Below are 15616 nucleotides of genomic sequence, written 5' to 3' on the forward strand. Positions count from 1 at the left end.
CCGGATGGCCCGTTTACCTTGATTGCAGCAACAGGATTCACAGAAAGAATCCACCTGCTATAGCCATTGAAAATGATCTATCAAGAAAAGAAAGACCGGACATCTGTCCGGCCTGCTCTGGATTATTAGTTACTTGCCCGGCTTGCGCTCGCCGGTGACGGTGGGGTTGGCCGGATCCATGCTCCACTCGTACCAGCCGCCGTCGTAGACGCTGATCCGCTTCCAGTCCATCAACCAGGCGTAGAAGAACGCCTCGGAGGCGCGCCAGCCGGTGCCGCAGTAGAAAGCGGCCTGCTGGGTCGGCTCGATATTCCACTCGTCCCACATGGCGAGGATCTCGCGGGCGGGCTTCATGGTGCCGTCCGGGTTGTGGAAGTCGCTCATGCTGTTGGCATCCACCCCGCCATGACCCCATCTGGCCCCGGGAATGTCCCCCTTGGGCTTGATGTAGCTGTAGCCCGAGGTATTGCCCACGAACTCGTCCCAGGTGCGCACGCTGACCAGGGCGCCGTCCGGCTGCTTGAGCAGGGCCTTGGCCTGGTCAAGGGTGGTGTAGTACTCGGGATGGGCCGGGATGGCCACACCAAACTCCTTGGCCGGGGTGAACTTGTTGGCCAGCCCGGTCTCGGTGCGCAGATGCTGCACGAACCAGGCCTCCAGCCCGCCATCCAGCAGCCGCACATCCTCGACCCCCGCATACATCATCAGATGGGCCGCACGGGCCGCCGCCATGGTGTTGCGGCCATAGAGGATGACGGTGGTGTCATGACGGATGCCGTTCTCCAGCAGCAGCGCCTTGAGCGCCTCGTCAGAGACCTTGTTCCACAGCGGCTCCCCTTCCAGCCGGTTGGTATCGATGTAGCCGGCTCCCGGAATGTGGCTCAGCAGATAGGCCTTGGGGGATCCCCAGTCCACCTCGAACACCTTCCACTCCCCCTTGGGGGCGGCGATGACCGGCTTGCCTGCCTGCAAGTCTGCCAGCCAGAGCGGATGGACCAGCTGCTGCCAGCGTGCCAGGTGCTCCCGGGGCGCCTCTTTCCATCCCTGCAGCTCGAACAGCTGCTTGATGCCCTGCTGGCGCAGCAGACGGGCCACCTCGGCCACCTCGCGAGGGGTGCCATAGAGGGCGACGGGTTTGTCGGCCTTCAACCCCTTGCTCGCGAGTGCCGCAGGCCACTCCTCGTCACTGTATTTCCACTCTGCGGAGAGCAGCTCGGCACCGGCCACATGGCCCCCCTGCCTCTCCCCGTCCATGGGCCAGCCCTGATAGAAATAGCTCGGGCGGGTATCCAGGATCACCGCCTCCTTCCCCTTGGCATCCGCCAGGGAGATCGGGGGCAGCTCGGCGGCCAGCGCGGGCCAGGCACACCAGAGCAGCAAGGCGGTCAGGCAGCTTCGCCACAGTCCAGTCATTCGTTTCATGATGTCGTCTCGATGCATAGTGAAGAGAGTTAAAAAATGGAGCGGCCCAGGCGCTCGGCCAGCAGCTCCAGCGCCGCCGTCCCGGCCAGGGAGTTGCCCGCCTTGTTGAGCTCGGGTGACCAGACGCAGATGGAAAGCTCTCCCGGGATCAGCGCCATGATGCCGCCTCCCACCCCGGATTTCCCCGGCATGCCGACCCGGTAGGCGAAGTCGCCCGCCTCGTCATAGAGGCCGCAGGTGGCGAGCAGGGCATTGACCTGCTTGGTGGTCCGGGCTGGCAGCAGGGGCGTGCTCTCGCCAAGAGGGACGCCCCGGTTGGCCAGATAGACGAAGGCTCGTGCCAGATCGACGCAGCTCATGCGGATGGCGCAGGCATTGAAGTAGCTCTGCAATACTTTGTCCACCTCGTTCTCGAAGTTGCCATAGGCCTTCATCAGATAAGCGATGGCGGCATTGCGGGCGGAGTGCTGGTACTCGGAGCGCGCCACCACCTGATCCGCCATGATGGCCGGGTTGCCGCACAGGCGGCGTACCAGCTCCAGAGTGCGTTGGCGAGGAGCGGTGAGCCGGGTTTCCAGCAGATCGCTCACCACCAGGGCACCGGCGTTGATAAAGGGGTTGCGGGGAATGCCCTGCTCGAACTCCAGCTGGACGAGGGAGTTGAACGGCTGACCGGAGGGCTCCTTGCCCACCCGAGCCCAGATCTCCTCCTCCTGATAGAGGGTCAAGGCCAGCGTGAGGCTCAGGGCCTTGGAGATACTCTGGATGGAGAAGGGCTCGAAAGCGTCACCTGCGGTGAACAATTCCCCTTCAACGGTACAGACCGCGATCCCCAGCCGGTCGGCAGGCACCTGGGCCAGGGCGGGAATGTAATCGGCCACCTTCCCCTGCCCGAGCAGCGGACGCACCTCTTCCAGGATGCCGGCCAGTAATTCGGATGACAACACCATTGGCTATTCCATGACGTGAAACGAGGCGGGGCCAGCCCACCGACAAAAATCCCGCCGGCGGCGGGATTTTCTATCTGCCCGGGAGGCAGTCAGATATCAGGCCGGCTCGCCGTACCAGAGATCGAACAGCTCGGTGACCACCACGGCCTCCAGCCCTTTGCCTTGCAGCCAGGTCTGAACGGCGGAACGGTCTTCGTCGGTGCACTTGCCGAGCTGCTGGGTGCAGATCATCCCTTCCCAGGCCAGGTGACCCGAGCCGGCGAAGGCCAGCTTGCGAGGCTCAATCACCTCGTCGATCAGCGCATCGACCACGGCATCAATGGTCTCTTCGGCGGTGCCGACCGGGAAGTTGAAACTGATGTCGAACCCCATTTCCTGGAATTCATCGACGCGCAGTTTCTTACGCAGACGGCGGCTACGGTTGGCCATGATAGCTCCTTAGTTGATACGTTGACTCAGTTGACTCGTTTGAAAATCAGATCCCAGACACCGTGGCCCAGACGATGGCCACGCTGCTCGAATTTGGTCAGGGGGCGCCAGTCGGGACGGGGCACCCAGTTGCCGGTGGCGGAGGTGTTCTCGTACCCCTCGGCGGCGCTCATCACCTCCAGCATGTGCTCGGCGTAGTTCTCCCAGTCGGTGGCCATGTGGAAGACGCCACCGATGGCAAGCTTCTGGCGGATATCCTGGGCAAAGGCAGGCTGCACGATGCGACGCTTGTGGTGGCGGCTCTTGTGCCAGGGGTCTGGGAAGAAGAGCTGCAGGCAGGAGAGAGAACCGTTCGGGATCATGTGCTCCAGCACTTCCACCGCATCGTGGCAGATGACGCGCAGGTTGGTGACGCCCGCCTCCTGGGCGGTGCCAAGGCAGGCGCCTACACCCGGAGAGTGCACCTCGATGCCGATGAAGTTCTTCTCGGGGGCGTTCTTGGCCATCTCCACCAGGGAGGCGCCCATGCCGAACCCGATCTCCAGCACCACGGGTGCCTCGCGGCCAAACAGGGCCACCATGTCGAGCGGCTCTGGTGCGAAATCGATGCCCATGACCGGCCAGAGCTCTTCCAGGGCCTTCTCCTGCCCTTTGGTCAGGCGGCCTTCGCGACGGACGAAGCTGCGGATCTTGCGCATGAACTTGCCGTCTTCGTTAAACACATCTTGGGTCACAGACATAGTAAATTGCTCGTTATTGCATCGCTCTGGAACAGAGCCGACATAAATGGATCGCTCGTTATTGCATCAGTTCGCAAAAACAGGGGAGCGAATTATCCCAAGATAGGCACAAGGCGCAAGTGTTTCCCACAACAAATCCCCCGGGACTGCCCACATCCACCGACAAGGTTGACAAATGCCACCCCCTTCACAGAATCTGCCGGACGTCAGGTTCATCCTGACGCGGAAAAATAAAACCATATACAACAAAGGATTGCAGTATGAAGAAAACCCTCTTGGCCCTCGTCCTGCCTGCCCTGCTGGCCGGTTGCAACCCCTCTGACAACGACTCCCAACCCCCTGCCCCCGCAGCTCAGGCCCATGAATTTCTGGTGCAACTGAGCTCTGGCGCAGAAGGGATAGGCGCTCGTCCCACAGGCACCGAGGCCGAAACCCGCGCCGCCGCCTGGATCCAGGATCACCTGGCCGGTTGGGGCTACGAGGTGCAGAACCAGCCGTTCACCTACACCCGGGGCGGCACCGAACGCACCTCCCAGAACATCGTCGCCGAGCTCAAGGGTCAGAGCGACAGGGTGATCCTCATCGGTGCCCACTATGACAGCACCGGCGAGAAGAAAGGATCCGAAGGCGCCACCGACAACGGGGCTGGCGTCGCCGCCCTGCTGGCGGTTGCCGAGGCACTCAAGGGAGAGACCCTGCCCTACACGGTGCGTTTCGCCTTCTTCGGCGCCGAGGAGAACGGCCTCAACGGATCCAAAGCCTATGCCGCCAGTCTCGACACCGATGCCGTCGCCAAGCTGCTGGCCATGGTGAACTACGACACCATCGCCGGGGGTGACATCGTCTATGTCCACTCGGCCCACTCCGACGTGGCCGAGTACAACTGCACCGACCCGAGCCGCTACAGCTTCGATCCCAAGGTGCGCGATCGCCTGCTGGCCATCTCCCAGCAGACCGCCACCCCGTTCGCCATCCACCCGAGCTACCCCGGCTACCCGGAAGGGGAGACCGGCAGCTGGTCCGATCATGCCCCCTTTGCCTGCCTGGGGGTGCCCATCGCCTACGTGGAGGCCACCAACTTCACCATCAACGGGGAAGATGGCTATGACGGCTACTCCCAAAGCACCAATCCGGCGCTGTGGGACTGCTACGACGACGCCACCAAGAGCGCCTGCGACCGGGACAGCGAGACCCAGTGGGGCAAGATCTGGCACACGGAGCATGATCGCCTCGACAAGATGGCCGAGCTCTTCCCGGGCCGGATTGAGCAGCAGCTCGGGGCCAATACCGACCTGATGATCCGCTTCCTCAAGACGCCGGGGCTCTGACCCCCATCCCGCCCGATGCCCCCCTGACAGGGGTTTTTGCGCCCCTGACCGGGGTCGGGACGATAAAATTCGGGCAGGTGCCAAACCTGCCCTTTTTTATGGATTTTTGTGACAGCCATTGCCTCATTTCTGAAATCTGATACAAACGGATAACCTGGCGGTTGAATGGAGCGACCGCCACCTAGTCAGAGAGAACCCTATGCAGCCGTTTTTTGCCCAGCGCTTCGAGAAGGTCGAGCCTTCCTTTATCCGCGAAATCCTCAAAGTTGCCGCCAATCCGGAGATCATCTCCTTCGCCGGCGGCCTGCCCAACCCCCATCTGTTCCCGGTCAAGGCCATCGAGCAAGCGTGCCAGGACGTGCTGCGCGAGCAGGGAGCCGCCGCGCTGCAATACGCCACCACCGAGGGCTTTGCCCCGCTGCGCCAGTTCATCGCCGATCGCTACCTGAGCCGCCACGGCATGGCCGTCAATCCTGACAACATCCTCATCACCAGCGGCTCCCAGCAGGCGCTGGATCTGCTGGGCAAGGTGCTGGTGAACGAGGGGCAGGATCTCATCATCGAAGAGCCGGGCTACCTTGGCGCCATCCAGGCGTTCTCCGTCTATCAACCGAATTTCAAGCCCATTACCCTGGCGGAAGAGGGGCTGGATCTGGCCGCGCTGGATGCGCTGCTGGAGCAGGGCTCCAGCGCCAGGCTGCTCTACGGCGTGCCCAACTTCCAGAATCCGAGCGGTGTTTCCTACAGCCGCGCCAACCGGGAAGCCCTGGCGGAGCGCCTGGTGCGCCACGATCTGCTGATGGTGGAAGACGACCCCTATGGCGAGCTGCGCTTCGAGGGGGAACACCTCCCTCCCATCGCCAAGCTGGCCCCCCACAACACCGTGCTGCTCGGGTCCTTCTCCAAGACGGTGGTGCCCGCCTTCCGCCTGGGCTGGATGGTGGTGCCGGACTGGCTGCGCAAGAAGGTCACCATCGCCAAGCAGGCCACCGACCTGCACAGCAACGCCTTCAGCCAGCAGGTGCTGCACCGCTTCCTGACCGACAACTCCCTCGACGCTCACCTGGAGAAGATCAAGGAGGTCTATGGTCGCCAGCGTGCCGCCATGGAAGCCGCCCTGACGCGCCACTGCCCGCCCGGCGTCAGCTACACCCGGCCCGAGGGGGGCATGTTCCTCTGGCTGACCCTGCCGCCCAGCGTCAGTGCCATGGCCCTGTTCGACGAGGCCATCAAGGAGAAGGTTGCCTTCGTGCCCGGCGCCCCCTTCTATGTGCGCCCCGAGATCCAGAACACCCTGCGCCTGAGCTTCTCCTGTGTGGATGAGGCGACCACGGAAGAGGGTGTTCAGCGTCTGTGCCGCGCCCTGGCCCGCATGCTCTGAGCCATCCGGCCATAAAAAAACCAGCGACCCGGTCGCTGGTTTTTTTTTGCCTCGCGCTTTCCTCTCAGCGCCCCTGCCCGGCCAGCTGGCTGACAAACTCCTTCATGGGCATGGGCCTGCCAAACAGATAGCCTTGCAGGAAGGTCACCTCGCGGGCCTTCAGATAGTCGGCCTGCACCTGATTCTCCACCCCTTCCGCCACCAGTTGCAGACCGAGCCGGGTCGCCAGATCGATGACGTTCTCCACGATGTGGCTGGAGAGCGCGTCCGACCCAATCATGCCGACGAAGCTCTGATCGATCTTGAGGAAGTCGACCTGGAAGGTCTGCAGGTAGGTCAGGCTGGAGTGGCCGGTGCCGAAATCGTCGATGGCGATGAAGACCCCGAGGGCATGGAGCTCGGCAAAGAGCCGGTCCGTCGTCTCGTCCGCCACGATGAGCTCGCGCTCGGTCAGCTCCAGCACCAGCTTGATGGGATTTCCCTTGAAGGCGTTGATGAAATCCCGGCAATCTTCCACCAGGCTCAGATCCTTGCAGTGGCTGGCGCTGATGTTGAAGCCGAAGTGGAACCCTCGCGGCAGATGGTGCGCCTTGCCCGCAAACTGTTCGCGCACCTGCGCCATCAGCAGCCGGGTCATGGGCACGATGAGACCACTGTCCTCTGCCAGGGGAATGAAGCGATCCGGCGAGATCATCCCCTGACGGGGGTGTTGCCAGCGCATCAGCACCTCACAACCGCTCCATTGGCCGTCCTCCCCGTTCACCACGGGTTGCAGATAGGGGATGAACTCCTGCTGGGAGAGTGCCCGTTTCAGCTCCTGGGCCGGCGACGTCGAACGGCCCATCAGCCAGAAGACCGCCACCCCGAGCAGCAGGCTCAGCAAAGGATAAATAATGACGCCCACCTTGGAGTAGTCCCAGATGTGGGCACGGTACTCATCCACCGACACCGTGGTCACTACCTTGAACGGGTACCTGGTCGAGACCTGTTCGAGATAGCCATTGCGATCCTTGGGGATCAGCTTGTCGGTGAGTTCGCTGTTTCGCAGCAGCATCTCGTTGCCGACCACCAGCCCCAGTGGGGAGTTGCGGCTCAGCATGTCCAGGATGTTGAGCAGGTAGTAGCCGTCGACCCCCACCAGCACGCTGAACTCGCCCACCTCTTCCCGGTAGGCGATGAGGGGGCGATTCGGGGTGACCGGGTTGCCCTTCATCAGGTCGAGCCTGCCCCCGACATAGTCATCCAGTTTGATGCCGCCATCGACCGGGCCATAGAGAGAAGAGCAGTAGATCCGATCCCCCCTGGCCAGGTTGACGCTGCGCACATCCGGCACCGTGGCCACCTGATCCCTGAGCCCCTGCACCACCTCGAGACAGGGCCTGCCCAGGCTGCCGGTGAGGGCCGACGCCGCCAACTGGGCATTGTCCAGAGTGCGGTCGAACATGACCCTGGCATGTTCCAGGCGCGCCACCGCATCCTGTTTCACGCCGGTGGCGGTCTGCCAGATGACGATGACGAGCCCAAGGAGCATGGGCAACAGACCGGCCAGCAAGGCACAGAGCAGCCGGACATAGAATTGACGCACCTTCAAACGTCGAAATGGCATAACGGCCCTCATGAACATGGCGAAAAAGCGCTCGAGTTTACCCGCTGGCGCCCGTTTGGCAAGCCGGAATGAGCCCCTGATACCGCCGCGCCACGGCGCCCCCCGTGGTCGCAAAGCCCGGCAACCCCGTGGACAAAGGGGGCGGCGTCTTGGGAGACAAAAATCATAATGCTCATAAAAACAGGAGCTTGTCCATCGGGCACCCAGGCTCTAGAGTAGACCCTAGAGCGTCAGGGAGGCAGGACATGAAGATACTGATCACGGGGGGCACGGGGTTTATCGGCCGCCGTCTGGTGGCACACCTCAAGGTGGCGCACGAAGTCGTCGTGCTGACCCGCCAGGGCAGCCGGGCCTACGAGCTGCTCGGCCACGATGTCACCCTGCTGGACAGTCTGGACAGGCTGGATCACCTCAATGACGTGGACATCGTCATCAACCTGGCCGGCGAACCCATCGCCGCCGGACGCTGGAGCGAGTCCCGCAAGCAGTTGCTCTGCAACAGCCGCTGGCTGCTGACCGAACAGCTGGTGGATCTCGTCAAGCTCTCCAACCGCCCCCCCAGGCTGCTGCTCAACGCCTCCGCCATCGGCTGGTATGGCCGTCAGGGGGACGAGCCGCTGGATGAAGGGTTCGACCAGCCCCACGACGAGTTCACCCACCGGCTCTGCCAGCGCTGGGAGCAACTGGCCCTGCAGGCCCGCGGGCCCCGGACCCGGGTCTGCATCCTGCGCATCGGCCTGGTACTCGGCATGGAGGGGGGCGCCTTGCCCAGGATGCTGCCCCCTTACCGCCTCGGCCTCGGCGGCCCCATGGGCAGCGGCACCCAGATGATGAGCTGGATCCACGTGCAGGATCTGGTGCGGGCCATGCTGTTTCTCATCGAGCACGGCGAGTGTGACGGCATCTTCAACGGCACGGCCCCGCAACCGGTCAGCAATCGCCGATTCAGCGAGACCCTGGCCGCCACGCTCCATCGCCCGCACCTCTTCTTCGTACCGGCCCCCCTCCTGCGACTCCTGATGGGAGAGGCGGCGGATCTGCTGCTCACCGGACAGCACGCGCTGCCCGCCCGCTTGCAGCAGGCCGGTTTTCACTTCAGCTTCCCGGCCCTGCCCGGCGCTCTGGACAATCTGCTGCACTCACCCCGTTGACCCAGTGACGCATCCCGACCTAGGTCGGGATGTGTCGAGCCATCAGAGCAGCCCCTGCCCCAACCCCCTGAGCCGGTCGCTCAGGGTACCCGCCAGCAGTTGGCGGCGCATGCCCTGTCCGGCCAGGGTCACCAGCACGGCCCCAAGCAGGGGGAGTGCAACCCAGATGGCCCAGTGGAACTGCCACTGCGCCCCCTCCCACCACCACTGCAGACCGAAGGAGCAGAGCTCCACCACCATGGCGGCGCAGAGCCCTGCCAGGGCACCGCTCGCCACCAGCTCCCAGCGCAGCATCTTCTCGAGCAGGGCGCTGCCCGCCCCCAAGGTGCGCATCAGCAGCAGCTCCCGGCGCCGATGGGCCATGCCGGCCTGGGTCTGGGTCAGCAGCACCAGCAGGGCGGCCACCGTCACCAGCCCGAGCATCAACCCCAGGGCGCGGCTCACCTGATCGGAGACCAGGGTGAGGCGGCCTATCAGATCCTCCACATCGATGAGGCTCACCGTGGGGTGGCGGCGGATGAGTTCCACCTCTGCCCCTCGCCCCTCAGGCGGCAGACGATAGCTGCCGAGCCAGGTCTGGGAGAAGGGGGCCAACACGTCCGGCGAGAAGATCATGTAGAAGTTCGGCCTCATGTTGTCCCACTTGATGGACCTCAGGCTGGTCACCCTGGCCTCGAACGCCCGCCCCTCTATGGTGAAGCCGAGCACGTCTCCGAGCGCGATGCCGAGCCGTCCCGCCAGCGCCTCGTCGACGGAGACCTCCCCCTTGCCGGCCAGCCATTGACCGGCAGTGACCTTGTTGTCGGCGGGCAGGGCCGATGTGGTGGTGAAGTTGAGCTCTCTGTCCACCCCCTCCCGCGCCGCATCCTCCCCCACCGCCTCACCGGCGATACGGGTCAGGCGCCCGCGCACCATGGGGTAGAAGTCCGAGGTCATGGCCCCGGCCTGGTGCAGATCGGCCAGGATCCCTTCCCGCTCGCTGTCCGCCACATTGACCAGGAAGCGGTTCGGGGCATCGGCAGGCAACCGGGTGGAAAAATCCTCCAGCAGATCGACCCGCGCTGCCCACAGCAGCCCGAACAGCATCAGGGCCAGGGCGAAACCCGCCAGCTGGAACAGACCACTGCCCCGCTCACGGGAGAGGTGATTGATGGCCAGGCGCAGGGCATGGGGCCCCTTGAGCCGACTGCCAAGACGCAGCAGCACGGAGGCGAGCAGGGCCAGCAGCGCCATCAACACCCCCATGCCACCGATGAGCCCGCAGGCCAGCCTGATGTCGGCGGTAAAGCCCCACACCAGGGCAAACAGCCCGATGAGCCCCACGGGCACCGTCAGCCAGGGGGGGATCCCCGCCTCCAGTTCCCGGCGCAGCACCCGCAGCGGCGGTACCTTGAGCAGCCTCAGGAAGGGAACGAACGCCAGCATCAGGGTGATGAAGAAGGCGACCGCGAGGCCCAGGGCGAAGGGTCGCCAGGAGGGGGGCGGCAGATCCGCAGGCAGCAGCTCCCCCAGCAGGTTCAGGGTCAGCCACTGCATGGCGCTGCCCGCCACCAGCCCCATCAGGGCCCCCACCAGGGTCAGGGAGAACAGCAGGGTGCCCATCAGTTGCCACAGGGTGCGCCGTGAGGCCCCCAGGGTCTTGAGCAGGGCCACCATGTTGGTCTGGCGCTCGGCGAAATGGCGCACCGCTATCCCCATGGCCAGGGCGCCGAGCAGCACGCCGGCAAGGGATGCCAGACGGAAGAAGCGCTCGGCATTGCCCAGGGATTTCCCCACCTGGGTACCCTGATCGTCGGGTTTGACGAGCTTCTGCCCGGCGCTCAGCCTGGGGTTGAGCCAGGCCTCATAGCGGGCGATGGCGTCGCGGGGCCCCTTGACGAGATAGCGCCACTGCTGGCGACTGCCCGGCAGCAGGGCCCCGGTCGCCTCGATATCGGCGCTGTGGATCAAGGCCCTTGGCGCCATCTGGAAGGGACTGAACCCCTGATCCGGCTCCTGGCCCAACTCCCCAGCCACCGTCAGCCGAGTGTTGCCGACCTCGAGTACCTCCCCCACCTTGGCGCCGAGCAGCTGCATCACCCTGGCGGAGAGCCAGATCTCGCCGGGCGCCGGGGCGCGCTGGGGAGTGAGCTCCAGCTTGCCGTAGAAGGGAAAATCCCCGGGCACGGCGCGGATGGAGGCCAGTTGCAGGGTATCGCCGTGAAACAGCATGCTGTTGAAGCTGACCGTGGTCTGCACGGCAAGCCCCTCCTGATGCGCCTGCGCCAGCCACTCTGCCGGTGCCGGCGTCGCGGAGCGCAGCACCCTGTCCCCTCCGATGAAATCCCGCCCGGAGGCCTTGAGCCCCGCATCCAGCCGATCCGCCACCAGAGCCACGCTGAGCACGCAGGCGACGCTCAGCGCCAGCGCCAGCACAAACCAGCGCAGCTCGCCACTGAACCCTTCCCGGCGCAGCAGCTTCAATCCCAGTCGCCACTGACTCATGACGCCTCCCTCACCGTCCATGCTGCTGCCAGCGATCCCCTGGTGCAGCTCTGTCTCCACTGACTCATGACAGCTCTCCCACCCTGGCCGCCATGACAGCCTGTGCCTCCAGCCGCCCGGCTGACATCACCAGCTGCCGCTGGCAGCGCTGGGCCAGCTCATGGTCATGGGTCACCACCACCAGGGTGGTGTTGTGCTCGCGGTTGAGACGAAACAGCAGTTCGATCACCGTCTCCCCGGTCTTGCTGTCGAGGTTGCCGGTGGGCTCGTCCGCCAGCAGCAGGCTGGGGCGGGTCATGAAGGCACGGGCAATGGCGACCCGCTGCTGCTCGCCGCCGGAGAGGCGCGGCGGCAGGTGGTGCAACCGCTCTCCCAGACCGACCTGGGCCAGCAGCTCCCGGGCACGGGGCTCGCTGTCGGTCTCCCCCCGCAGCTCGGCCGGCAACATGACGTTCTCCAGGGCGCTCAGGGTGGGCAGCAGCAGGAACGACTGGAACACGAACCCCACCTGCTCGGCCCGCAGCCTGGCGCGTCCCTCCTCGTCCAGCCGGGTGAGGGAGTGGCCGAGGATCTCTATCTCGCCGCTGCTCGGCAGATCGAGACCGGCCAGCAAACCGAGCAGAGTGGACTTGCCGGAACCGGACGCACCGACCAGCGCCAGCGTCTCGCCGGTATTGACTTGCAGATCGATCCCTTCAAGGATGGTGAGGCTTTCCTGACCGAGGCGAACGGTTTTACCGAGCCCCCTGACGGCGATAATGGGCGTTGAACTCATCTTGGGTATCCTGTTTGCCTGAACCTGTAATGACAATAGAACGTGGGAGTTGACTGCATGATGCGTCTCTTGTTTGCCGTGAGTTGCCTGTGCTGCTGGGCAGCGTCCGTCCAGGCCCAGACCCTGCTGGTACTGGGCGACAGCCTGAGCGCCGGCTACCAGATGCAGGCCGAACAGAGCTGGCCTGCCCTGCTCAATGAAAAGTGGCAACAGCAGGGGGGAGAACACACCCTCATCAATGCCAGCATCAGCGGTGAAACGACCCAGGGCGGCCTGGCCCGCCTGCCCGCCCTGCTCGAAACCCACAAACCGGACTGGGTGTTGATCGAACTCGGCGCCAACGACGGGCTGCGGGGCTTTGCTCCCGCCATCACCCGGGCCAACCTGACCAAGATGATCGAGCTCACCCGGGCGCACCAGGCGAAGACGGTGCTGACCCAGATCCTGCTGCCCCGCAACTATGGGGCGCGCTATCTGCAACAGTTCGAGCAGATCTTCCCGGATCTTGCGAAGGCCAACGACCTGCCGCTGATGCCCTTCTTTCTGGATGATATTGTGCTGCGCCCTGAACTCATGATGAACGATGGACTGCACCCGACGGCCGCCGCCCAGCCCCGGATCCGCGACAAGGTCGCCCGCTTTGTCGAGCCTCTGCTGACACAATAGCCCGGTGGCCGGGCCCCTGGCCCTTCCCCTTGCCCAGCAAAAAGCCCCCGCATGGCGGGGGCTTTTTCATGGTTCGGCGTGCCGGGTTCAACGGCCCAGGATCTGCCGCATCCGCTGCTGGGCCACGTCCACCAGCAAGTCGGGCTGGAATTTGGAGATGAAGCGATCACACCCCACCTTCTTGACCATGGCCTCGTTGAAGTTGCCGCTCAGGGAGGTATTAAGGGTGATGAAGAGATCGGACATGCGCGGATCGCTGCGCACCTCGTGAGTCAGGCGATAACCATCCATCTCCGGCATCTCGGCGTCCGTGATCATCAGCATGATCTCGTCGGTCACCTTCTTGCCCGCATCGCACCACCCCTTGAGCAACTTGAGGGCCTGCAAGCCGTCCTGGCACTCGATGACCTCGAGCCCGAGCTGGGCGAGGGTCTCGCGCACCTGGTTGCGGGCCGTGCTGGAGTCATCGACGATGAGCACCCGGCGTCCCTGCATCTGGGGCAGGATCTCCTCGTCCAGCACCTCGGACGAGATGCGCACGTCATAGGTGATGATCTCCGCCAGCACCTTCTCCACGTCGATGATCTCGACGATCTGGTCGACACCCCCTTCCGGGATGCGGGTGATGGCGGTGAGGTAGTTGGCACGACCCGCCGAACGGGGCGGCGGCAGTATGTCCTTCCAGGTCATGTTGACGATGTGGGCCACCTGCCCCACCAGGAACCCCTGAATGGTGCGGTTGTACTCGGTGATGATGAGGTTGGACTCCTGATCGATGGCCATGGGACGCATCCCGATGGCACCGCGCAGGTTGATGACGGGGATGGAGACGCCGCGAATGTTGGCGACACCGCTGATGTTGTGGTGGGACCCCGGCATCTTGTTCAGATGGGGCAGCTTGACCACTTCCCGCACCTTGAAGACGTTGATCGCAAACAGTTGCTGGGCACCCAAACGGAACATCAGCAGTTCCAGGCGATTCTCCCCTACAAGCTGGGTACGTTGATCCACTGAATCCAATATGCTCGCCATATAACGCCCTTACGTCCATTTCCCGAAATTGCCCCGCACCGGAGCTGCGACATGCCAACCAGCCCCGCTTTCCCTGTCGGGACAACGCAAGCCTATATAGAAATAATGAAAAGCGTCGAGGAAAGATAGGATCTTGACCACGGGGCGTGATCATCGCCCCATCACTGCCTCATGGCAAGCACAGCCACGCACCGGCCCCGACAACAAGGGTATCGACCACACAGGGGCATTGCTGAACCCCGGCGTGCCGCTCTTGTCATCCAGCGCGGTCCGCCAGCAACAAAAAGACCGGCCACATGGGCCGGTCCTGGGATGTGCAGTGCGTCCGGGACGACTTAGAAGTTGTACTGCAGGGCCACGGCGACGATGTCGTCGGTGGACTTGTTCAGGCTGTTCTTGCCGGTGGAACCCACTTCGTCCAGCAGGTTGATCTTGTAGTCCACGTAGGCATTGAAGTTGTCGGTGAAGTTGTACCAGGCACCCACGGAGACGTATTCGGTCGCGGTGTCATCGATGCCGTGAGCGCTGTCCTTCACGTCGGTACGCAGGTAGGCCAGAGAGGGCTTGAACTTCGGCGTGATGTTGTACTGCACGACCGCTTCGTAGCCATCCATCTTCTCGGCGTAACCGCGCATGGAGCCGGTGTCCACGAAGAGGTGATCTTCACCGTGGGAGTAGGTGGCGGCCATGTAGAGGTTGCCGACGGCATACTTGGCGCCCACCCCGAACAGCTTGGCGTCGTTGTCGCCGCCGAAGCTCACGTTCTCGGCCTGCTCGTCGGTCTTGCCAGCCTGGTTGTAGGCGGCACCCAGGCTCAGGCCCATGTTGAAGTCATAGTTGGCAGAGAGGGCATACCCCTCGGAAGAACCTTTCGGGCTCCAGGTGCTGTTCGGACCGACGCGCTCGCTGCGGCTCGCGTTCTGCGGGTCGTTGTTGCCGGTGAACTGGGCACCCAGGGTCAGCCCCTGCCAGTTGTACATGTACTGTGCCAGGCCGTTGGTACGGCCGGTGCCGAACACCTCGGTGTCCTTGCCCAGACCATCACCACCCCACTCCGGCAGCACGTCGGTGTAGTTGTTCACCGCCTTGGTGAACAGACCGTCCTGGCGACCGTAACTGAAGGCACCGAAGCGATCGTGCTTGATGCCCGCATAGGCGTAACGCAGCTCGTCGTTGTCAGAACCGGAGACCGGCAGGTTGTACTCGGCGAAGCCGAACGCGGTCAGATCCTCGTCAACCTTGGTTTCACCTGCGATGTGCAGACGCAGGTAGCTGGCATCGCCTTCGGTGGCATTGTCATCGGTGCCGTAGTACATGCCGTTGACGCGGCCGCCGATGTCCAGTTTGGTACCATTCTGATCGTAAACGTTGGCGGCCTGTGCACCACCGGCCAGCAGCAGGCTGGAGATGGCCATCGTCAATGCTGTCTTTTTCATTGTTCTTTCCTCAGGTGTAAGCACTCTCTGTCAGACCAGAGTTCGGTCGTGATGATCGGTTGATGTGCCGATGGCCTAAGGTAGATCCGGAAACCTTGTTGACATCCTCCCCCACCTTAGCGCTTCGCGTCACAGGAGGGGGATTCCCATTACTGGGTGATAGCTGCTCGCGCAGTACCGGGTTCCTGCTTCATCGGGCGGCCTGATTGCACCACG

General features: G+C 63.7%; 13 protein-coding genes. 4 read left to right on the forward strand and 9 right to left on the reverse strand.

The features are described 5' to 3' along the window. Positions 1-129: 129 nt before the first annotated feature. From ACNPAA_RS14660 to trmB, 4 genes are all read right to left on the reverse strand, one after another. A complete protein-coding gene (locus ACNPAA_RS14660) occupies positions 130-1413 on the reverse strand; it encodes a rhodanese-like domain-containing protein (RefSeq protein WP_408795032.1) in 1284 nt (427 codons plus the stop codon). A gap of 38 nt (positions 1414-1451) precedes the next feature. After that, positions 1452-2372 carry a glutaminase B gene (gene glsB, locus ACNPAA_RS14665; protein ID WP_010675499.1) on the reverse strand — a complete coding sequence of 307 codons (921 nt, stop codon included), beginning with the start codon at positions 2370-2372 and terminating at the stop codon, positions 1452-1454. A gap of 96 nt (positions 2373-2468) precedes the next feature. After that, positions 2469-2801 carry a YggL family protein gene (locus ACNPAA_RS14670; protein ID WP_039040181.1) on the reverse strand — a complete coding sequence of 111 codons (333 nt, stop codon included), beginning with the start codon at positions 2799-2801 and terminating at the stop codon, positions 2469-2471. A gap of 26 nt (positions 2802-2827) precedes the next feature. Beyond that, entirely contained in the window at positions 2828-3541 is a 714-nt protein-coding gene (trmB, locus tag ACNPAA_RS14675) for a tRNA (guanosine(46)-N7)-methyltransferase TrmB (protein ID WP_010675501.1), read from the reverse strand. 260 nt (positions 3542-3801) lie between these two features. On the opposite strand from trmB, the gene ACNPAA_RS14680 reads away from it, so the two are divergent. Beyond that, a complete protein-coding gene (locus ACNPAA_RS14680; RefSeq protein WP_408809214.1) occupies positions 3802-4869 on the forward strand; it encodes a M28 family metallopeptidase in 1068 nt (355 codons plus the stop codon). Between the two features lie 199 nt (positions 4870-5068). Beyond that, complete coding sequence (locus ACNPAA_RS14685) at positions 5069-6250, forward strand: PLP-dependent aminotransferase family protein (RefSeq protein WP_103243655.1); 1182 nt, start codon at positions 5069-5071, stop codon at positions 6248-6250. A gap of 64 nt (positions 6251-6314) precedes the next feature. Here the strand turns inward: ACNPAA_RS14685 and ACNPAA_RS14690 are convergent, their stop codons facing one another. After that, a complete protein-coding gene (locus ACNPAA_RS14690) occupies positions 6315-7856 on the reverse strand; it encodes a cyclic diguanylate phosphodiesterase (RefSeq protein WP_039040184.1) in 1542 nt (513 codons plus the stop codon). 245 nt (positions 7857-8101) lie between these two features. Between ACNPAA_RS14690 and ACNPAA_RS14695 the strand changes: the two genes are divergently transcribed. Beyond that, positions 8102-9007, forward strand: a complete 906-nt coding sequence (locus ACNPAA_RS14695) for a TIGR01777 family oxidoreductase (RefSeq protein ID WP_417891841.1) — start codon at positions 8102-8104, stop codon at positions 9005-9007. A gap of 42 nt (positions 9008-9049) precedes the next feature. Here ACNPAA_RS14695 and ACNPAA_RS14700 read toward each other — a convergent pair whose 3' ends face one another. Together ACNPAA_RS14700 and ACNPAA_RS14705 are read right to left on the reverse strand one after the other, a co-directional pair. Continuing rightward, the gene (locus ACNPAA_RS14700; protein WP_417891842.1) at positions 9050-11491 is read right to left on the reverse strand and encodes an ABC transporter permease; all 2442 of its coding nucleotides are present in this window, start codon (positions 11489-11491) and stop codon (positions 9050-9052) included. 64 nt (positions 11492-11555) lie between these two features. After that, a complete protein-coding gene (locus tag ACNPAA_RS14705; RefSeq protein ID WP_042016058.1) occupies positions 11556-12266 on the reverse strand; it encodes an ABC transporter ATP-binding protein in 711 nt (236 codons plus the stop codon). Between the two features lie 57 nt (positions 12267-12323). Between ACNPAA_RS14705 and ACNPAA_RS14710 the strand changes: the two genes are divergently transcribed. Then, entirely contained in the window at positions 12324-12932 is a 609-nt protein-coding gene (locus ACNPAA_RS14710; RefSeq protein WP_039040186.1) for an arylesterase, read from the forward strand. Between the two features lie 87 nt (positions 12933-13019). Here the strand turns inward: ACNPAA_RS14710 and ACNPAA_RS14715 are convergent, their stop codons facing one another. Continuing rightward, complete coding sequence (locus ACNPAA_RS14715; RefSeq protein ID WP_041212426.1) at positions 13020-13964, reverse strand: chemotaxis protein CheV; 945 nt, start codon at positions 13962-13964, stop codon at positions 13020-13022. A gap of 335 nt (positions 13965-14299) precedes the next feature. Continuing rightward, a complete protein-coding gene (locus ACNPAA_RS14720; protein WP_039040188.1) occupies positions 14300-15400 on the reverse strand; it encodes a porin in 1101 nt (366 codons plus the stop codon). Positions 15401-15616: the final 216 nt, after the last annotated feature.

The sequence above is a fragment of the Aeromonas sp. PS2Canimalfood6 genome (genome assembly GCF_048276795.1).
Classification (GTDB): Bacteria; Pseudomonadota; Gammaproteobacteria; order Enterobacterales; family Aeromonadaceae; genus Aeromonas; species Aeromonas caviae.